Origin of the sequence: Actimicrobium sp. CCC2.4 (genome assembly GCF_034347385.1) — a bacterium.
Classification (GTDB): Bacteria; Pseudomonadota; Gammaproteobacteria; order Burkholderiales; family Burkholderiaceae_D; genus Actimicrobium.
The window spans coordinates 2,117,812-2,136,539 of the sequence record NZ_CP133777.1; the positions used below are offsets into that span (position 1 = coordinate 2,117,812).

Below are 18,728 nucleotides of genomic sequence, written 5' to 3' on the forward strand. Positions count from 1 at the left end.
GACCCGCGCAGGCCCGTATGACGCGAGAGCGGATTGTCTGGTCCATCCTCGTTGGACTGACGCTGTATTTTTTACTGGTCACCATCAGCCATGCGCACGGCATTGCCGAAGGCGACAAAGGCTATATCCAGGAGATCTCGGGCGTCCATTTTCTGGCCTTCGTCTATCTCGGTGCCAAGCACATGTTCACCGGATACGATCACATCCTGTTTTTGTTCGGGGTGATTTTTTTTCTCTACAGGCTCAAGGATATTGGCTTGTATGTCAGCCTCTTTGCGATCGGCCATTCGACCACGATGCTGCTGGGCGTTTATCTCGGCACCAGCATCAATGGCTATCTGATCGACGCCATCATCGGCCTGTCGATCGTCTACAAGGCACTCGATAACGTCGGCGCATTTCAGCGTTGGTTCGGCGTGCAGCCCAACACCAGGGTGGCAACGCTGATCTTCGGCCTGTTTCACGGCCTGGGTTTGGCGACCAAGGTGCAGGAATACGAGATCTCGCGCGACGGCCTGCTGACGAACCTGATTGCTTTCAATATCGGCGTGGAGGTCGGCCAGTTGCTGGCACTCGCCGCCATCTTGATCGTGATGGGATTCTGGCGTCGCACCGGAAGTTTTTTACGCCATGCCTATACAGCCAACGTCGCCATGATGGCGGCAGGATTCCTGCTCGTCGGCTATCAGCTGACCGGCTATTTCACACTCTGACTGGAGTTACCTGATGTACAACACTGAGTTGCCTTTGCGCGCCGAACTACCGAGTAGTAAAAAATTATTACGATCAACCGGGATTGCCCTCGTTACCGCTGCAGTTTTGCTGGTGACTGTCGTGCTACCGGCCGAATACGGTATCGATCCAACCGGCATCGGACGCACTTTGGGTCTGACCGCGATGGGCCAGATCAAGGTCTCGCTTGCTGCCGAAGCCAGTGCCGAAGCACCGGTCACGGCCACCCTGCCTGCAGCGCCGCCTGTCGCTGTCGTTGCCGGGCTTGTCCCGCCGGTGGCGACGCAGCCGACGCCTGTCCCCGTGGCCGCCACGGTGGTCACATCAAGGACCGATGAAACCAGCGTAACCCTCAAGCCCGGCGCGGCAATCGAAGTCAAACTGGCGATGGAAAAAGGAGCCAAGGTCAGCTATTCCTGGAAGACCAACGGTAGCCCCGTCAATTTTGATACCCACGGTGATCCATCGGCCGGCCCCAAGGATGCGTATCACGGCTACAGCAAGGGGCTGCAAGTCGTCAGCGATGCGGGTGAATTTACCGCTGCCTTCGATGGCAACCATGGCTGGTTCTGGCGTAATCGCGCCAATAAGGACGTCACGATTACCCTTGAAACTGTCGGTGACTACAAAAGCGTGAATTGAAAGGTCCGGAAAAGTCGAGTATATAGCCACGGCTGCGCGCGGCGGTGTCCTTGTCCGCAGCAAACCAATTGCGGGCGCTCGGTTATACTTGCGCGCCCGGGAATGCCCGTGGTGACCTGATCCAAAGCGAGGCAAGTGCAGTGACGTACAGCGTGAAAGAAATTTTCTATACCTTGCAAGGCGAGGGCACCCATGCCGGTCGTCCGGCGGTGTTTTGCCGTTTTGCCGGGTGCAACCTCTGGAGCGGCCGCGAGAGCGATCGCGCCACGGCGGTCTGCCAGTTTTGCGATACCGATTTTGTCGGCACCGATGGCGTCATGGGGGGCAAGTTCGCCGATGCCGCCTCATTGGCCGCTACCGTCAACAGTTTGTGGCCGGCCGGTTATCCGGCCAGCAAATTCATCGTCATCACCGGTGGCGAGCCGATGCTGCAGCTCGATCTTGCACTGATTGACGCGCTTCACGCGCAAGGTTTCATGATTGCTCTCGAGACCAACGGCACCTTGCCGGTGCCGCCTGAAGTCGACTGGATTTGCGTCAGCCCGAAGATGGGCAGCAAGCTGGTCCAGCGCAGCGGCAACGAATTGAAAGTGGTCATTCCGCAGCTCGGACAAGACTTGCTGATGTATGAATCGCTGGACTTCGAGCACTTCTATTTGCAGCCGATGGATAGTCCCACTGCTGCCCGCAATACCGAACGTGCCATTGAGCATTGCAAGCGCCACCCGAAGTGGAAGCTGAGCGTGCAAACCCATAAAATCTTACAGATACCGTAACGCCATGCTGACCATTACCCGCAAATTAGAATTCGACGCCGGCCACCGGATCCCCGACCACAAAAGCCAGTGCCGCAACCTGCACGGCCATCGCTACACGCTCGAAATCACGCTCACCGGCGGCGTCGTAGCGGCCGACGGCGCGTCCGACAACGGCATGATCATGGATTTTTCCGACGTCAAGACGCTGGCCAAGCAAGCGCTGGTCGATGTCTGGGACCACGCCTTCCTGGTCTATGAAAAAGACGAGGCCGTGCGCGCTTTCCTCGACAGCCTGCCGGATCACAAGACCGTCGTGCTGCCGCTGGTGCCGACCGTCGAGAACCTGGCGCGGATTGCCTTCGATATCCTGAAGGCGACCTACACCGACAACTTCGGCACCGGCCTGACGCTGCACAAGATCAAGCTCTACGAAACACCGAACTGCTGGGCCGAAGTCGTCCATGGATGACAGCGTCTTCATGCGCCTTGCGATGGACCAGGCGCACAATGCCTGGGCTCTGGGCGAGGTGCCGGTCGGCGCAGTGCTGGTCAAAGACGGGCAGGTCGTCGCCACCGGTTTTAACCAGTCGATCGGCACGCACGATCCGACCGCGCATGCCGAAATCATGGCCTTGCGCGCCGGTGCTTCGCTGCTGGGCAATTACCGGCTGCCGGGATGCGAACTGTATGTCACGCTGGAACCCTGCGCGATGTGCGCCGGTGCAATGATGCATGCGCGACTGGCGCGGGTGATCTACGGCGCCAGCGACCCGAAAACCGGTTGCTGCGGTTCAGTGCTTGACCTGTTCGGACAAGCACAGTTGAATCATCACACCGGCCTGGTCGGTGGTGTGCTGGCCGACGACTGCAGCGCGCTGCTGAAGGATTTTTTTGCCGAACGGCGGCTGGCGCAAAAGCCGCCTTCTACGGGAGTTGCCAGTGAGTGAATCGATCGGCATTGCGCTAGTCGCACCAAGCGGCTATGCGACCGATATCGGAGCCGTCGAGCGCGCAATCGCGCGCTTGCAAGCCGCCGGTTATCGCGTCAATCGCCACTTTGCGGCGGAAGAAAAACACGAGCGCTTCGGTGCCAGCGATGCACTGCGGGTGGCGCATCTGCATGCAGCGGCAAGCGATCCTGATGCCGATATCGTGCTGGCCTTGCGCGGCGGTTACGGCCTCTCGCGCATCCTGCCGCAACTCGACTGGCCGCTGCTGGCGGCCAGCGGCAAGCTCTTCCTCGGTCACAGCGATTTCACCGCATTCCACTTGGGGTTGCTGGCGCAGACCGGCGCGGTCAGTTTTGCCGGACCGATGCTGTGCGATGACTTCACACGCGCACCGGCCAGCGACTTCACGCATGCGCACTGCTGGCAATGCCTGACCAGCGAGCGCACCGTGGTCCGGGTCGAGCAGCCCGACAGTCCGCCGGTCGATGCCGGCGGCATCCTGTGGGGCGGCAATCTGGCGATGGTCGCGCATCTGGTCGGCTCGCCGTATCTGCCGCACATCACTGGCGGCATCCTGTTCCTGGAAGACATCAACGAGCATCCGTTCCGGGTCGAGCGGATGCTGCTGCAACTGCTGCATGCGGGTGTTCTGGCGCAGCAAAGCGCGATCGTGCTGGGGGACTTTTCCGGCTACAAGTTGAGCGAGATCGACAATGGCTTTTGTTTCGAGTCGATGCTGGCCCGGCTGCGCGCTACGTTGCCGGTGCCGGTGCTGACCGGCCTGCCGTTCGGGCACATCGTCGACAAGGTCACCTTGCCAGTGGGTGCGCCGGCTACGCTGACCGGCGATGCCCACGGCTGGACCCTGACCGTCTCCGGCTACCCGCATTTGCTGGCGCGATAACGCAAATTCGCTCGCCGCGCGATGGTAAAATGCGGCTTAAATTTAAAGTACGATTTCAAATACGTTCGTAAGGATTTCTTCAGTGCTCTCTACCGCTAACATCACGATGCAGTTCGGCGCCAAGCCGCTTTTTGAAAACATTTCCGTCAAGTTCGGCGATGGCAACCGTTACGGCCTGATCGGCGCGAACGGCTGCGGCAAATCCACCTTCATGAAAATCCTCGGCGGCGACCTCGATTCATCGGCCGGCAACGTCATGCTCGACACCAACGAACGCCTCGGCAAATTGCGCCAGGACCAGTTCGCGTTCGAAGAAATGCGTGTGCTCGATGTCGTGATGATGGGCCACACCGAGATGTGGGCAGCGATGGCCGAGCGTGACGCGATCTACGCGAACCCGGACGCCACCGACGACGATTACATGAAAGCCGCCGATCTCGAAGCGCGCTTTGCCGAATACGACGGCTACACCGCCGAAGCCCGTGCCGGCGAATTGCTGCTCGGCGTGGGCGTGTCGATCGACCAGCACCAGGGTCCGATGAGTAATGTCGCACCAGGCTGGAAACTGCGCGTGCTGCTGGCCCAGGCGCTGTTCTCGAATCCGGACATCCTGCTGCTCGACGAACCGACCAACAACCTCGACATCAACACCATCCGCTGGCTCGAAGATGTGCTCAACGAGCGCAACTCGACGATGATCATCATTTCGCATGATCGCCACTTCCTGAACCAGGTCTGCACTCACGTTGCCGACATGGACTACGGCACGCTGAAGGTCTATCCGGGCAATTACGACGACTACATGTTCGCGTCGTCGCAAGCGCGCGCGCAGCAGCTGTCGGTCAATGCGAAAGCCAAGGACAAGGTCGCCGAACTGCAGGAGTTCGTGCGCCGCTTCTCGGCCAACAAATCCAAAGCCCGCCAGGCCACTTCGCGCGCCAAGATGATCGACAAGATCAAGGTCGAAGACCTGAAGCCATCGAGCCGGGCCAACCCGTTCGTGCGTTTTGACGGCGAAAAGAAACTGCATCGCCAGGCCGTCGAGATTGCCGGCCTGACCAAAACCTACGACCGCACGCTGTTCAAGAATTTCGACATCATGGTCGAAGCCGGCGAACGCATCGCCATCATCGGTGCCAACGGCGCCGGCAAGACCACGCTGCTGCGCTGCATGGGCGGCGTCGAACTGTCCGGACTCGCAGGGGACACCGGCAAGGTCAAATGGGCCGAGCATGCCAACGTCGGCTACATGCCGCAGGATCCGACCGAAGATTTTTCGACCGACAAGACCCTGACCGAGTGGATCGATCAGTGGACCAAGGAAGGCGATGACGACCAGGCCGTGCGCTCGATTCTCGGACGCCTGCTGTTCGGCGGCGACGACGTCAAGAAGCCGGTGAAGGTGCTGTCCGGCGGCGAAAAAGGTCGCATGATGTACGGCAAGCTGATGCTGGGCCGGCACAACGTGCTGCTGATGGATGAGCCGACCAACCACATGGACATGGAGTCGATCGAATCGCTCAACGTCGCGCTCGAAAAATACGCCGGCACGTTGATCTTCGTGTCGCATGACCGCGAGTTCGTGCAGTCGCTGGCGACCCGCATCCTTGAAGTCAAGGAAAACGAAATCATCGACTATCAAGGTTCGTACGAGAATTATCTGGCCAGCCAGGGCATCGACTAAGCTGCCTGCAGGAGAAAAAAATAACGGAGCGCATGGCGCTCCGTTTTTACGTCAGCTCAGTGCGTCGGCATACGCATGATTGACATCGCGGTGACCGGCTTCGTCGGCACGCACGGCGATGACGACATCGCGCAAGCGGGCATCGGGATGCAGGTTCCAGTACTTGATGGCGATGTCGGGAGCGGCGATGTTCTCATGCTCGCCGTTGTCGATGCCGGCCAGGTATTCGGTATAGCTGTAATACGCTTCTTCTTCGAAGTAACCAACGATACGGTGTGCCGTTTTGGCCGAGAACAGGTAGATGAAAAAATACAGGTTGTAGAACACCAGTTGCGTCACAAAAATCACCAGTCGCTCGAAGCCGGACGGCTGGGCGATCTGGATGAAGGTCATCAAGTGCATCCGTTCGTTTTCGGCTTCGTCGAGCAGCGTGTGGACCCAGCCGTTATCGTCCTTGATGAGGCGCAAGGCCTTCAAATGTTGCAGCAAGCCGCCGACCATGCCGGGCACGGCGGCGACGGTTTCCAGTACGACGGCGCGATGGCCATATCGTTTGGCAAAAAAGACGTCTGCCAGAAAGCGCAGGAATTTAGTGAATCCAAGTGCAACGCGATCGGACAGATCGCGTGGTTCGTGATGGATGATGGTTTCTGAAGCGGCGCGCATAGGGCTTTCCTCGTGGGTGGGCTGATCAGGAGGGGGCGAATTGTGGTCGCCACCGGTCTGACCCGACTTGCAGGGTAGCATCGGTTGCGCGTGTCGGTTGCCGGTCCAGGTCACACAGCGCCGTCGATTTCCGCCAGCAGGCCAAAAGCCCATTAAAATGGCGGCCTGCGCCGAACGCGGCTCCCTCTCACTTTTTTTCTACCGTCGACACCATGCCCACGCCAGCCATCAAGACCATCGAATTTGAACGTCCGCAAATGCAAACCGGCACCAGTTGCAGTGCGCAAGCCTGGGCGCGCGTGCCGGTCACGCCAACACCGGCCGAAAAGACCGCCCTGAAAGAGCGCATCAAGCGCCTGCTCATCGAAAAACAGGCGGTCCTGGTGGCTCACTATTACGTCGACGCCGACTTGCAGGATCTGGCCGAAGAGACCGGCGGCTGTGTCTCTGATTCGCTCGAAATGGCCCGTTTCGGGCGCGATCATCCGGCCAAGACACTGGTCGTCGCCGGCGTGAAATTCATGGGTGAAACCGCCAAGATCCTCAGTCCCGAAAAAACCGTGCTGATGCCGGACCTCGACGCCACCTGCTCGCTCGACCTCGGTTGCCCGGCCGATGAATTTGCCGCTTTTTGCGATGCGCATCCGGACCGCACCGTGGTCGTTTATGCCAACACCAGCGCCGCCGTCAAGGCCCGTGCCGACTGGATGGTGACCTCGTCAATCGGTCTCGACATCGTCGCTCACTTGCATGCGCAGGGCAAAAAAATCCTGTGGGCACCGGACAAACATCTGGGCGATTACATCCAGAAAAAAACCGGCGCCGACATGTTGCTGTGGCAGGGTTCGTGCCTCGTGCATGACGAGTTCAAGGGCGTCGAACTGGAACTGCTGATCAACGAGCATCCGGACGCGATGGTGCTGGTGCATCCCGAGTCGCCGGCTGCCGTGGTGGCGCTTGCCGATGTGGTCGGCTCGACCTCGCAACTGATCGCCGCGACCCTCACGCCGGGTGTCGACGAATTTATCGTCGCCACCGATAACGGCATCCTGCACAAGATGCGCCTGGCTGCTCCCGGCAAGACCTTCATCGAAGCGCCGACTGCGGGCAACAGCGCGACCTGCAAGAGCTGTGCGCATTGTCCGTGGATGGCAATGAATGGCTTGCAGAATCTGGCTGACGTGCTTGAATCCGGCGCTAATGCGATCGATGTCGATCCAGCCACCAGCACCAAGGCGCGGGTCTGCATCGACCGCATGCTTGATTTTGCGGCGCAGAAAAAAACCAATGTGCGTCCGTCGTCCGACCTCGCGCAGGAACAAAAATTGTTTTCAGGGATAGGACCGGCATGAGCAATCTCGTCAATCCTTACGCGCCGTTCGAACCCGCGCTGGCCGCGGCTCTGGATGCCAATGTCGTGCTGGCGCTGGCCGAAGATGTCGGCAGCGGCGACGTTACCGGCTTGCTGGTGCCCGATGACGCCATCGTGTTGGCGCGTGTGATCGTGCGCGAAGCGGCGGTGCTATGCGGTGCACCGTGGTTCGAAGCGGTGATGACGCAACTCGATGCGCGCATCCGTATCGACTGGCATTACGGCGAAGGCGAATTGATGCGCGCCGACAGCGTTGTGTGCCAGATCGAAGCGCCGGCGCGTGCCTTGCTGACCGGCGAACGCAGCGCGCTGAATTTTTTGCAGATGATGTCCGGCGTGGCCAGCCAGACGCGGCGTTACGTCGAGCTGGTCGCCGGCACTGCCGCCGGCATTCTCGATACCCGCAAGACCTTGCCCGGCCTGCGGCTGGCGCAAAAATATGCGGTCCGCGTCGGCGGCGGCGCGAACCAGCGGCTGGCTTTGTATGACGGCATCCTGATCAAGGAAAACCATATTGCCGCGGCCGGCGGTGTGCGGCTGGCGATGGAAAAAGCCTTCGCGCTGAACGCCGGCGTGACGATACAGATCGAAGTCGAATCCATCGACCAGCTCAAGGAAGCGCTGGCTGCCGGTGCGCGCTCGGTGCTGCTGGATAATTTTTCGCTGGCGCAGATGCGTGAGGCGGTGACATTGACTTCGGGCGCGGCACTGCTGGAAGCCTCGGGCGGGATCAACTTCGATACCGTGCGTGCGATCAGCGAAACCGGCGTCGACCGGATTTCGATTGGCAGCCTGACCAAGGATGTGCGGGCGACAGATTATTCATTGCGGATCATCGAGCGGTAGCGGCAGGGGGCGCTATGCAGTGCATTCGGTGCAATGCTCTGCGGTTATTGCACCAGCCAGCTTTACAGAAAACCGCCGTCAGTGCCACCCCCGGCTCAAGGCCGCTTGAAAGCCGCCACCTGCTCAACCCGCATCCGGTAGCCCATGCTACCCGCCAGTCCCATCGCCTGCCCCGAAGCCGGCGAACTGACCGTCTGCAGCACGCCGCTGATCGACACCGCCGCCATCATGTAGACGTTGCTGGAAGGCTTGTCGGCAAACACGTGGATGATCTGGTTCGCCGGCGGTGGTGGCAGGTGGATGCAGGCACCGAAGTAGGGGGCCAGCAGGTATTCGCGCACATTGCCGTCGTCGCCATCAAGCGGTACCACGAAACCGGAGATACGCACGCGCTTGCCGTTCATGGCGGGCTCCACCGGTGCCTTGTCCCACTCCTTGCGCAGCTTGTCGAGCGCGGCGATGGCGCGCGGATCGGCATCGTTGAGCTGCGCCATGTTGTCGCGGAAAGCCGTCATCGCATCCCAATGCTGGGGCACCAGCGCCTCCCAGCCGATGTCGCGGTAATTACCCGCGGACTTGCCGCTCATCGCCGCATCCGGCAAGCGTTCGCCGACCCGGTAATCCTTGCTCTTCGGTGCCGCATGCGCCAGCGACCAGCCCGTGGCTACCAGCACCATCCATCCTCGTCTGTCCATCGGTTTGTCCTAGGTTCGCGGTGTCAATCCTTCGGCCAGAGCATGGCGATACGCGCGCAGGCCGGGCACCAGTCCGGCCAGCATGCCGACGCCGACCACCGCCATCAGCAAGCGCCATTCGCCGGGTACCGGCAGTGCCTGCTGCAGCGTCAGGCCAAATTGTTGCTGGACTAGCGGCGCGCCGATCACGCTGACCAATGCCAGCAGCGCAAGACCCGCCAGCGTGCCAACGACCGTCAGCCCGGTGCTTTCAATGAGCAGCATCAGGAACAGCTCGCGCGGCCGTGCGCCGACCGAGCGCAGGATCGCCAGTTCACGCCGTCGTTCATTGAGGCCGGCGAGGATCACGGCAACCATGCTGCACGATGCCGTTACCAGCACCAGTGCCGAGATCGCCAGCAAAACGGTTTCGACCACGCCGGTGAGTTGCCACAATTGCCCGAGTGCGACGCCCGGCAGTACCGCCTGCAGCGGTTCATCGCGAAACTCCCGGACGGCTTGCTGGAGACGGAATACGTCGGCGCGGTTGTGCAAGCCGATCAGGGCGGCACTGAGGTGTTTCGGTGCGAGGTCGAACTTGCGCACCTGGCCGGCCGGGATCGCCAGTCCCGGCAGGTGCGCGCCACCGTGCCAGTCAAGATGGATCGCCTCGATGGATTCGAGGCTCACATGCACGCTGCGGTCGACCGGCGTGCCGGTGCGCGCGAGGATGCCGACCACCGTGAACGGCTTGTCGGCATGTTCGGCCAGGTCGCTGTCGTCAAGGCCGTGGCTCAGCGTGATCTGGTCGCCCGGCCGGTAGCCCAGTTGATCGGCCACGTCGGCACCCGGCACGACCTCGAACAGATGATCGGGACGCCGTCCGCTGGCCAGTACCAGCGGCGATCCGCGGCCATACCGGAAGTGGTCGAAGTAAGCCGCCGTGGTGCCGATGACCGGAAAGCCGTGATGGGCATCGCCCAGCGACAGCGGGATGGCCCATGCCACTTCCGGACGGTCGGCCAGCTGGCGAAAGCTGTGCCAGCGGATGTTGCCGGTCGGCTCGCCAATCCGGAACACCGCATGCAGCATCAATTGCAACGGACTGCCGCGCGCGCCGATGAGCAGGTCGGTGCCCGAGACTGATTGCGCAAAGGTGCTGCGGACAGAATGGCGCATGCGTTCGACGCCAGCCAGCAGCGCCACCGATAGCGCGATGGCCAGCACTGTCAGGCCCAGCGTCAGGCGGCGGTTCCAGGCACTCCTGAAAGCAATCATCACCAGATAGCGCATCGCAGCGGTCCGTCATCGTGGTGCCCGGGTGCGGCACGGTTGATTTCCGGCAGCGCCAGCGTGTGGCTGAAATGGGTTGCCAGTCGCTGGTCATGGCTGACCACGACCAGCGTCGAGGAGGCCGCTGCGCACTCCTGCAGGAGTGCCAGAAAATCAAGCTGGCGCGCGGCGTCAAGCGATGAGGTCGGCTCGTCGGCGATGAGCAAGGCGGGCGTGCCCATCAGCGCGCGCGCCGCCGCAACGCGCTGTTGCTGCCCGACACTGAGCATCGCTGCAGGTCGTGCCAACAAGGCCTGACCCAGACCAAGACGGCTCAGCAGCCGATGCGCCTCGGCACCTACGCTGCCGCTGGTGACGATTGCCTGTGCGGCACGACGCCGCGAAAAACGGCACGGTAATACGGTGTTCTCAAGCACGCTCAGATAAGGCAGTACATTGAATTGCTGAAAAACAAACCCGATGTGATCGACCCGGAAACGGTCGCGCTCGCTGGCTGACAAGGATGCCAGCGGCTGGCCCAATACCGTGATGTCGCCCTGTTGCGGCACCAGCACGCCTGCCAGCAATGCCAGCAAGGTGCTCTTGCCGCAGCCGCTGGGACCGTGCAGAAACAGCCGCTCGCCCGCCATGATGTTGATGCCGGGGATATCGAGACAAGGCTGATCCGGCTTCCAGCGGAAGACCACGTCTTCGATGGCGATGGCAGGTGAATGGATTGTCATGCGGCTGTTTCGGAAAGAGGAGTAGTGGCCGGAAAGCCCAGCCAACGTGCATGGTAGCGCGCACGGTGACGGTGGATTCGGCATCGATCAAACTTTGTGCATTGCTTGCCCGGCGCGCAGTAGCGGCTTCAGTTCGGGAAAATTTGCGGAATTTGAGAGTCTAAAAAATATTGCTAGAAAATAATATTTATTCCACGGAACCAATCGAATATGTGAGAATGCTACCGGTACTACCGGTATTCATCAATTTCTATTGGTGGTAAGCGTGGCTCTAAATAACGGCGGCACCGGTTTTTCGCAACGTATCAAAATCCCGATTCACTGGCGCTCTCCGGCACCGGTTCCAACATCATTTTATTGGCTGAACAGGGGAAAGTATGGGCAATATGAAAGTGGCCAGCAAGATGGCCTGGGGTTTCGGGGTAGTCATCGCGTCGTTGATTCTGATTTCGACGATTAGCATTGTGCGACTGGCCAGCATCGGTGAGGCAATCAAGGTGTTGACACATGAACGTGTGCCAGTGCTGGGAGCGCTTCATGGCCTGGCCTCTGTCGCGGGAGATAATGCACAGATTATCCGCAACATCATCCTGCTCACTGATGAACAAAAAAAGACAGAGTACAAGGCCAAGTTTGACAAAAATATTCAGGATGCCTCGACGCATCAGGCGTTTTTGGAAAAAAATCTGGCCGTACAGCAAGAGCGGGAGTTGCTCGGTGTACTGGCCTCCAGTCAAATGGCTTACCGGGCCTACACCCGAGAAGTGATTCGTCTGGGTTTATCGAACAAGAACGACGACGCAACCGCACTGTTGTTCGGCGAAAACTACACGTTGCAGGCAGCGTATTTTGCGGCGATCAATAAGCTCATTGACTTTGAAGAAAAGCAGACCACAGTGGCAAGTGACGCGGCAGTGGATAGCTATCTTAGTGCGCGCAACCTGATTATTTTTCTTGGGCTGCTGGCGTCCGCGTTGGGTGTCATCGTCGCGGTATTTATTTCACGCGGTCTGGTCAGGCAACTGGGTGGCGAACCGGGTGAAGCAGCGAATGTGGCCCGTTCCGTTGCCCAGGGTGATCTGACCGGCGTGATCAACGTGTCGCGTGGCGATACGACCAGCCTGATGGCGCAATTGCTGGCGATGCAGACCAGCCTGATCGGCATGGTGGCCAGCGTGCGGCGGGGTGCCGATAGCGTGTCCGTCGCTTCGGCTGAAATTGCCGAAGGCAATATCGATCTGTCGAATCGCACCGAACAGCAAGCCGGCGCGCTCGAAGAAACCGCTTCCTCGATGGAGCAACTGGGGACCACCGTGAAGCAAAATGCCGACAACGCGCGTCAGGCTAATCAGCTGGCCCGGAACGCCAGTAATGTAGCCGTCGCTGGTGGCCAGGTGGTGTCGGAAGTAGTGGACACCATGAAAGGCATCAATGCCAGTTCGCGTCGTATCACCGACATCATCAGCGTGATCGACGGAATTGCTTTTCAGACCAATATCCTGGCCCTCAATGCCGCTGTCGAAGCCGCCCGCGCCGGCGAGCAGGGGCGCGGTTTCGCGGTAGTCGCCACTGAGGTCCGGAGCCTGGCGCGGCGCAGCGCCGATGCAGCCAAGGAAATCAAGGTCTTGATTAGCGATAGTGTCGATCGCGTCGGCAAAGGGACTTTGCTCGTCGATCGCGCCGGCAACACGATGCAGGAAATCGTCAGCAGCATCCGCCGCGTCACCGACATCATGGGAGAAATCAGCGCCGCCAGCGTCGAGCAGAACCAGGGCGTGGCGCAAGTGTGCGAGGCAATCCTCACGATGGACCAGTCAACGCAGCAAAACGCTGCCCTGGTCGAAGAGATGGCCGCAGGTGCGACCAGCTTGAGCGAGCAATCCGCCGAACTGGTGCAAGCGATGGCTGCGTTCAAGCTGGATGATCGCCAGTTGCCGCGTATCGCTGCGGTGGTGCCGCACGGTGCAGCGTCCCGTCTTGTGGCGGTGCCGAGAGTGAAAACGGCAAGCGCAAGCGCACCGAAGTCGCTGGGAAACCGTCCGGTGGCCGGCGCGGCATCGGCAAACCAGGCGCGACTGGCGAGCGGTGTCGATGAGCGCCGGGAAAGTTTCTGAGCGCCCCGTGACGGCACTTTGTTGATGCCGTCACGGGGCCGTGTCCGGCAGGAATGAATTAGTTACTTCTTCCGGTTACTCATTGAGATCTGTCGTTCTGTTTCATCCTCACGGAGATCTCATGAAACTCAAGCCAACGTTACCGCCGCTTCAGGTACGCCCTGACACTGCGCCATCGACCCCCGCCGGAACGACAAGCACTGATGCGGCAGTGCGCGTGCGGAGATTGTCGACCGGCACCTTGAACCGGCTGCAGGACAAGCTGCGACCGGTCACCGAGGATGCGATCGCCATCAGACAATTGCTGGACGCGCGGGCGGAATTGATCGGGCGCCAGGCGGGCTGTGGCAGTGCCGATGAATTGCTCAAGGCATTCGGCGACATCGCTTTCCTGAAAAAATTTTGCTTCAACACGGCACCGCTGGCCTTGGCTTTTTCTGAGAGCCGGCAAGCGTTTCTGTTGCGTACACTGACCCGGAAGAGCGCGCGTCATCCGGACGATCCGCAGTTTCCCGACTCGGGTACGCCAGGAAAAACCGAGCGCAACACGCTAAATAATCAGCTCCCCGAAAGGAATATCCAGCTGACGCCGGCAACGGCTATTTATCCCGATGTCGGGATCGCGACGATTTCCAGCCACCCGGATCGTCCGCGCTGGCACGGCATGCCATCGGTGATGTATGCCACGCCGTTAGAACAGGACGTTGGCACGATAGGAAAAGTCGACAACTACCGGAAAATGTTTGGCAATACCCTCAGCTTCGCGTCGAATGATGGTTTTACAAAAGAGTTCGTCCGAAAGGTCAAGTCACGCCGTTTTTCTCATGCAGAATTGATCGATGCTTTCAAGGCACAGCCGCCGATCAAAAAAAATCTGAAAACGCCATTGCCGTTCAACCAGTTACATGAATCTCTGTCGGCGTTGCGACAACAGATCCGGGGCTACAGAGCACATCGCCAGTCTGCTCTTTATCCGGATGGATCAGTTCCGCACAATGAGGTGATTGCGCGGCTTTGGTTATGGGATGCCACTGCCGTCGAGGTGGGCAAGGAAGTGGGCGAAGGCTTGTGCGCGGCCATCGAATTGCAGGTCGCCCGCTCGGCATTGGCGATCGGCTTGCAGAAGCAGGGCAGCGACCATCGACTGGTCAAAGACTTCCTGATGCAGCAATTGTCGGTAGGCGACAATAATGCGGCCTTAAAAAAGTCAGCGGCGAAGGAAAAATTCAATCGCCTGACCGGGGCCGACAAGCAGCTGGTCTGCGACACCTTGATCGCGAAACTGCTGGCACCGGTGACGCTATGCCATTACACCCCGGGGACGGCCGGCATGTCGCCGGTGTCGCTCGATACGCTGCCGGTGAGCGCAGTGGTGGCCGCGATGGACAAGGTGCTGGGTGCCAGGCTGGGGCCTAATGCGTTGGCCTTGCACACGCAGGCCGGGCAGACTGACCCGTAGTCAGGCTGCTAGCGCCAGTCCGGCGACCGCGCCTTCGATAACGTATCCGGATAATCCCGGCGCAGATGCAGGCCTCGACGCCTTATTCTTCAATCAGTTATTGCTGAGCGATCCGGCGAAAATCCTTGCGGTGCGATTCTTTTCCCGGAATTTGAGGGTGCCCGTCAATTAGCCATTTGCACATCTATGCCATGATGGCGCCATGAAAATACTCTTGCGCCTGTTCGGATTGGTTCACGGCTTGATGGCATGTCTGTTTGCCTGCGCGGCACTCATGCTGATTGTGATTGCCGCCCATATGGGATGGTTGGCCGTCATGGGCGCTTGGGACCGGGCTGCAGCGCAGGCAGTCATCGGGGCGATAGGAATATTGACAGTCGCCGTCGTCGCTCTGCAAATTGCCGAAACGATCATTGAAGAAGAGGTCATTCGTGACGCCGACATCAGCGCGCCGACCCGCGTTCGCCGGTTTTTGTCACGGTTCCTGGTAGTCATCGTGGTGGCGTTGTCCATTGAAGGCTTGGTCGCCACCTTCAAAGCGCAAGAAGATCCCATGCAACTTGTGTACGCCGCCAGCATATTGGTGGGAGTCGGCGTGCTGCTGGCTGCGTGGGGACTATTCATACACCTCAACCGCTCAGCCGAGGAACTGGAACCGGGGGCAATGGAAGATGCGAAGCGCGAAGATCACAAAGTCAGGTAGGGTTCCTGCGCCATTCGCCACGCAGAATCACATTGACCTTAGCGCCAGTCCGGTGACAGCACCGTCGGCAATGCCTTCGGCAAGGTATCCGGAAAATCCCGGCTGAAATGCAGGCCGCGACTTTCGCGCCGTGACAGCGCGCTATGCACGATCAGCGAAGCGACTTCGACCAGATTGCGCAATTCGAGCAAATCACGCGTGATGCGGAAGTGCGCGTAGTACTCGTCGATTTCTTCCTTGAGCAAACGGATCCGGTGCTGGGCGCGCTCGAGTCGTTTGGTGGTGCGCACGATGCCGACGTAATTCCACATGAAGCGACGCAGCTCGTCCCAGTTATGCGACAGCACGACTTCTTCGTCGGCATTGGTGACGCGGCTTTCATCCCAGGCGGGCAGGGCGATTTCCATGCGGGTCGGTTGCTGTTCGATGAATTGCGCGGCGGCGCGACCGAGCACGATGCATTCGAGCAGCGAATTGCTGGCCAGCCGGTTAGCGCCATGCAAACCGGTATAAGACGTCTCGCCGACCGCATACAGGCCCGGCAGGTCGGTGCGTCCCGCCAGGTCCGTGACTACGCCGCCGCAGGTGTAGTGCGCCGCCGGCACGACCGGAATCGGCTCTTTGGTGATATCGATGCCCAGCTCCAGGCAACGCGCCAGGATGGTCGGAAAATGCTCCAGCAAAAACTCCGGCGACTTGTGGCTGATGTCGAGGTCGACGTGATCGAGGCCGCGCTTTTTCATTTCGGCATCGATGGCCCGGGCGACGATATCGCGTGGTGCCAGTTCGGCGCGCTCGTCCTGGTCCAGCATGAAGCGCGTGCCGGCCGCCTCGCCGGCAGAGGCCGGCAACTTCAGCATGCCGCCTTCGCCGCGCACGGCTTCGGTGATCAGGAAGGACTTCGCATACGGGTGGTACAAGCAGGTCGGATGAAACTGGATGAACTCCATGTTGGCCACGCGGCAGCCGGCGCGCCAGGCCATCGCGATGCCGTCACCGGTCGCGGTGTCCGGGTTGGTGGTGTACAGATACACCTTGCCTGCGCCGCCGGTGGCCAGCACCGTGTGGTCGGCGGCGATCGTGCTGACCTTGCCGCTCTTGACGTCTTGCACATACAGGCCGAGGCAGTGCGGTTCTTCGCCGCCACCGGGCAGCTTGTTCGACTTGATCACGTCGATCGCGTAGTGGTGTTCGAGCAGCGTGATGTTGGGGTTGTTGCGTACGATCTGTTCCAGCGTGACCTGTACCGCATGGCCGGTGGCGTCGGCCGCGTGGATGATACGGCGCTGGCTGTGGCCGCCTTCGCGGGTCAGATGAAAACCCAGTTCGGCGGTGTCGTCACGGGTGAACGGCACGCCTTGTTCGATGAGCCACTCGATTGCTTCGCGGCCATGTTCGATGATGAAGCGGGTCGCGCTTTCATCGCATAAACCGGCACCGGCCACCAGCGTGTCGGCGACATGTTCGTCATAGCTGTCGCCGGAATCGAGCACCGCGGCGATGCCGCCCTGGGCCCAGTTGCTGGCGCCATCGAGCAGTTCACGCTTGGAGATGACGACGACCTTGCGGGTTTTTGCGAGGTGCAATGCAACGGACAATCCGGCCAGTCCGCTGCCGACGATGGCGACATCAAATTTCATGGTGGGTGTTCTTCATATTGGAAAAGAAGGTCGACTATAGGTCATTTTCGAGTTGCTGTTTGGCACTACCCATCAGGCCTCGGGCAAGACCGGAATCACCCGGGCGGCAGCGGCTTTGGCATTGCTGCGCGCGGTGTCAATATCGGCGGCAACGGCCAGCGCAACACCCATGCGCCGGTGCGCAAACGACTCCGGCTTGCCGAACAGGCGGATGTCGGTGCCGGGGATGCGCAAGGCATTGGCCACGCCATCGAAGGCGATGCCCTTGGCATCATGGCGACCATAAATGACGGCTGAGGCACCCGGTGCTTTCAGGGCGACATTGACCGGCAGGCCGAGGATGGCCTTGGCGTGGATCTCGAATTCGCTCTGGACCTGGCTGGCCATCGTCACCATGCCGGTGTCATGCGGACGCGGGCTGACTTCCGAGAACCACACTTTGTCACCCTTGACGAACAGCTCGACACCGAACAAGCCGCGACCGCCGAGGTTGTCGGTGACCGCCCTGGCAATGGCTTGTGCATTGACCAGTGCGGCCGATGGCATCGGATGCGGCTGCCAGCTTTCGACGTAATCGCCATTGACCTGGATATGGCCGATCGGCTCGCAAAAAGAGGTAATGATGCTGCCGTGCTCATCGAGCGAGCGCACGGTCAGCAGCGTGATTTCGTATTCGAAATCAATGAAGCCTTCGACGATCACCCGACCGGCATCGACGCGGCTGCCGGCGGCGGCGTAATCCCAGGCGGCAGCGACTTCATCGGGGCCGTCGAGCTTGGACTGGCCCTTGCCGGACGACGACATGACGGGCTTGATGATGCACGGGAAACCGATCTCGGCGCACGCCGCCTGCAGCTCGGCCTTGCTGTCGGCGAAGCGGTAAGGCGAGGTTGGTAATTGCAATTCTTCGGCGGCGAGGCGACGGATGCCTTCGCGGTTCATCGTCAGCCAGGCAGCGCGGGCGGTCGGGATCACGGTGACGTCGCCGGCCTGTTCGAGTTCCATCAAGCGGGTGGTGGCGATGGCTTCGATCTCGGGCACAACCAGGTCCGGTTTTTCAAGCGCGATCAGCGCGGCCAGCGCGTCGCCATCGGCCATGTTAATCACGTGCGCCCGGTGCGCAACTTGCTGTCCGGGTGCATCAGCATAACGGTCGACGGCGATGACTTCAACGCCCAGTCGCTGCAGCGCAATGATGACTTCCTTGCCCAGTTCGCCGGAGCCTAGCAGCATGACTTTAGTGGCGTTGGACGAGAGCGGAGTGCCGAAGCGGACAGGAGTTTTCATGGGTCGGTGCCAGTGTGGGAAAAGTGACCAGCATGATACCGCCTGCATGCGGGTGGATGGGCTTGATTAGCGTGGCGGGAAGGAAAAAAATCGCGTTATTCCAGCTGCCTGATTCGCTTGGTGCAATGCCCTTTGGTTATTGCACCCTACGATCTATTCGGCGTTGGGAAGCATGTTCGTGTGCTCATACAAAGCCGCGGCATTAATCAAAATATGCCGGGATTTTGTAATACCAGGTGAGTCGACGTCAAATAAAAAAAACCGCCGGACAAGGCCGGCGGC

The 18,728-nt window shown here is 60.2% G+C and carries 18 protein-coding genes; 12 read left to right on the forward strand and 6 right to left on the reverse strand.

What is annotated here, in order from left to right:
- The first annotated feature begins 17 nt into the window (after nucleotides 1-17).
- The 7 genes from RHM62_RS09915 to RHM62_RS09945 all read left to right on the forward strand — a co-directional run bounded on the left by RHM62_RS09915 (nucleotide 18) and on the right by RHM62_RS09945 (nucleotide 5,670).
- The gene (locus RHM62_RS09915; RefSeq protein ID WP_416172325.1) at nucleotides 18-713 is read left to right on the forward strand and encodes a HupE/UreJ family protein; all 696 of its coding nucleotides are present in this window, start codon (nucleotides 18-20) and stop codon (nucleotides 711-713) included.
- 13 nt (nucleotides 714-726) lie between these two features.
- Entirely contained in the window at nucleotides 727-1,374 is a 648-nt protein-coding gene (locus tag RHM62_RS09920) for a transmembrane anchor protein (RefSeq protein ID WP_322121954.1), read from the forward strand.
- Between the two features lie 140 nt (nucleotides 1,375-1,514).
- A complete protein-coding gene (gene queE / locus RHM62_RS09925) occupies nucleotides 1,515-2,150 on the forward strand; it encodes a 7-carboxy-7-deazaguanine synthase (protein WP_322125379.1) in 636 nt (211 codons plus the stop codon).
- Nucleotides 2,151-2,154: 4 nt separating this feature from the next.
- Nucleotides 2,155-2,601, forward strand: a complete 447-nt coding sequence (gene queD / locus RHM62_RS09930; RefSeq protein ID WP_009664984.1) for a 6-carboxytetrahydropterin synthase QueD — start codon at nucleotides 2,155-2,157, stop codon at nucleotides 2,599-2,601.
- A complete protein-coding gene (gene tadA / locus RHM62_RS09935) occupies nucleotides 2,594-3,079 on the forward strand; it encodes a tRNA adenosine(34) deaminase TadA (protein ID WP_322121955.1) in 486 nt (161 codons plus the stop codon). Before queD ends, tadA begins: the two co-directional genes overlap by 8 nt.
- Complete coding sequence (ldcA, locus tag RHM62_RS09940; RefSeq protein ID WP_322121956.1) at nucleotides 3,072-3,986, forward strand: muramoyltetrapeptide carboxypeptidase; 915 nt, start codon at nucleotides 3,072-3,074, stop codon at nucleotides 3,984-3,986. The genes tadA and ldcA overlap by 8 nt, the downstream gene beginning before the upstream one ends.
- Before the next feature lie 82 nt (nucleotides 3,987-4,068).
- The gene (locus RHM62_RS09945) at nucleotides 4,069-5,670 is read left to right on the forward strand and encodes an ABC-F family ATPase (RefSeq protein WP_322121957.1); all 1,602 of its coding nucleotides are present in this window, start codon (nucleotides 4,069-4,071) and stop codon (nucleotides 5,668-5,670) included.
- Nucleotides 5,671-5,721: 51 nt separating this feature from the next.
- On the opposite strand, the gene RHM62_RS09950 is transcribed toward RHM62_RS09945, so the two are convergent.
- A complete protein-coding gene (locus RHM62_RS09950; RefSeq protein ID WP_322121958.1) occupies nucleotides 5,722-6,336 on the reverse strand; it encodes an alternative oxidase in 615 nt (204 codons plus the stop codon).
- Between the two features lie 212 nt (nucleotides 6,337-6,548).
- On the opposite strand from RHM62_RS09950, the gene nadA reads away from it, so the two are divergent.
- Nucleotides 6,549-7,688 carry a quinolinate synthase NadA gene (gene nadA / locus RHM62_RS09955; RefSeq protein WP_322121959.1) on the forward strand — a complete coding sequence of 380 codons (1,140 nt, stop codon included), beginning with the start codon at nucleotides 6,549-6,551 and terminating at the stop codon, nucleotides 7,686-7,688.
- Nucleotides 7,685-8,554 carry a carboxylating nicotinate-nucleotide diphosphorylase gene (gene nadC / locus RHM62_RS09960; protein ID WP_322121960.1) on the forward strand — a complete coding sequence of 290 codons (870 nt, stop codon included), beginning with the start codon at nucleotides 7,685-7,687 and terminating at the stop codon, nucleotides 8,552-8,554. The genes nadA and nadC overlap by 4 nt, the downstream gene beginning before the upstream one ends.
- A 95-nt stretch (nucleotides 8,555-8,649) precedes the next feature.
- Here the strand turns inward: nadC and RHM62_RS09965 are convergent, their stop codons facing one another.
- The 3 genes from RHM62_RS09965 to RHM62_RS09975 are packed head-to-tail and all read right to left on the reverse strand — an operon-like array spanning nucleotide 8,650 to nucleotide 11,243.
- A complete protein-coding gene (locus RHM62_RS09965; RefSeq protein ID WP_322121961.1) occupies nucleotides 8,650-9,249 on the reverse strand; it encodes a DUF3299 domain-containing protein in 600 nt (199 codons plus the stop codon).
- Nucleotides 9,250-9,258: 9 nt separating this feature from the next.
- The gene (locus tag RHM62_RS09970; RefSeq protein ID WP_322121962.1) at nucleotides 9,259-10,521 is read right to left on the reverse strand and encodes an ABC transporter permease; all 1,263 of its coding nucleotides are present in this window, start codon (nucleotides 10,519-10,521) and stop codon (nucleotides 9,259-9,261) included.
- Complete coding sequence (locus tag RHM62_RS09975; RefSeq protein WP_322121963.1) at nucleotides 10,506-11,243, reverse strand: ATP-binding cassette domain-containing protein; 738 nt, start codon at nucleotides 11,241-11,243, stop codon at nucleotides 10,506-10,508. Before RHM62_RS09975 ends, RHM62_RS09970 begins: the two co-directional genes overlap by 16 nt.
- 377 nt (nucleotides 11,244-11,620) lie before the next feature.
- On the opposite strand from RHM62_RS09975, the gene RHM62_RS09980 reads away from it, so the two are divergent.
- The 3 genes from RHM62_RS09980 (at nucleotide 11,621) to RHM62_RS09990 (ending at nucleotide 15,519) form a co-directional block, all read left to right on the forward strand.
- Nucleotides 11,621-13,357 (forward strand): methyl-accepting chemotaxis protein, encoded by a 1,737-nt coding sequence (locus tag RHM62_RS09980; protein WP_322121964.1) that lies wholly within the window; start codon nucleotides 11,621-11,623, stop codon nucleotides 13,355-13,357.
- 121 nt (nucleotides 13,358-13,478) lie between these two features.
- Entirely contained in the window at nucleotides 13,479-14,816 is a 1,338-nt protein-coding gene (locus RHM62_RS09985; RefSeq protein ID WP_322121965.1) for a hypothetical protein, read from the forward strand.
- 202 nt (nucleotides 14,817-15,018) lie between these two features.
- On the forward strand, nucleotides 15,019-15,519 hold the full coding sequence (locus tag RHM62_RS09990; protein WP_322121966.1) for a hypothetical protein: 501 nt from the start codon (nucleotides 15,019-15,021) through the stop codon (nucleotides 15,517-15,519).
- Nucleotides 15,520-15,557: 38 nt separating this feature from the next.
- Here the strand turns inward: RHM62_RS09990 and nadB are convergent, their stop codons facing one another.
- Nucleotides 15,558-17,159 carry an L-aspartate oxidase gene (gene nadB, locus RHM62_RS09995; protein WP_322121967.1) on the reverse strand — a complete coding sequence of 534 codons (1,602 nt, stop codon included), beginning with the start codon at nucleotides 17,157-17,159 and terminating at the stop codon, nucleotides 15,558-15,560.
- Between the two features lie 72 nt (nucleotides 17,160-17,231).
- Nucleotides 17,232-18,446, reverse strand: a complete 1,215-nt coding sequence (gene purT, locus RHM62_RS10000) for a formate-dependent phosphoribosylglycinamide formyltransferase (protein ID WP_322121968.1) — start codon at nucleotides 18,444-18,446, stop codon at nucleotides 17,232-17,234.
- Between the last annotated feature and the right edge of the window lie 282 nt (nucleotides 18,447-18,728).

Bases quoted from the DNA above. Each gene is read 5' to 3' on its own strand.
- RHM62_RS09915 (WP_416172325.1), top strand. From the start codon at position 18: ATGACGCGAGAGCGGATTGTCTGGTCCATCCTCGTTGGACTGACGCTG.
- RHM62_RS09920 (WP_322121954.1), top strand. From the start codon at position 727: ATGTACAACACTGAGTTGCCTTTGCGCGCCGAACTACCGAGTAGTAAA.
- queD (WP_009664984.1), top strand. From the start codon at position 2,155: ATGCTGACCATTACCCGCAAATTAGAATTCGACGCCGGCCACCGGATC.
- tadA (WP_322121955.1), top strand. From the start codon at position 2,594: ATGGATGACAGCGTCTTCATGCGCCTTGCGATGGACCAGGCGCACAAT.
- RHM62_RS09950 (WP_322121958.1), bottom strand. From the start codon at position 6,336: ATGCGCGCCGCTTCAGAAACCATCATCCATCACGAACCACGCGATCTG.
- nadA (WP_322121959.1), top strand. From the start codon at position 6,549: ATGCCCACGCCAGCCATCAAGACCATCGAATTTGAACGTCCGCAAATG.
- nadC (WP_322121960.1), top strand. From the start codon at position 7,685: ATGAGCAATCTCGTCAATCCTTACGCGCCGTTCGAACCCGCGCTGGCC.
- RHM62_RS09965 (WP_322121961.1), bottom strand. From the start codon at position 9,249: ATGGACAGACGAGGATGGATGGTGCTGGTAGCCACGGGCTGGTCGCTG.
- RHM62_RS09970 (WP_322121962.1), bottom strand. From the start codon at position 10,521: ATGCGCTATCTGGTGATGATTGCTTTCAGGAGTGCCTGGAACCGCCGC.
- RHM62_RS09975 (WP_322121963.1), bottom strand. From the start codon at position 11,243: ATGACAATCCATTCACCTGCCATCGCCATCGAAGACGTGGTCTTCCGC.
- RHM62_RS09980 (WP_322121964.1), top strand. From the start codon at position 11,621: ATGGGCAATATGAAAGTGGCCAGCAAGATGGCCTGGGGTTTCGGGGTA.
- RHM62_RS09985 (WP_322121965.1), top strand. From the start codon at position 13,479: ATGAAACTCAAGCCAACGTTACCGCCGCTTCAGGTACGCCCTGACACT.
- RHM62_RS09990 (WP_322121966.1), top strand. From the start codon at position 15,019: ATGAAAATACTCTTGCGCCTGTTCGGATTGGTTCACGGCTTGATGGCA.
- nadB (WP_322121967.1), bottom strand. From the start codon at position 17,159: ATGAAATTTGATGTCGCCATCGTCGGCAGCGGACTGGCCGGATTGTCC.
- purT (WP_322121968.1), bottom strand. From the start codon at position 18,446: ATGAAAACTCCTGTCCGCTTCGGCACTCCGCTCTCGTCCAACGCCACT.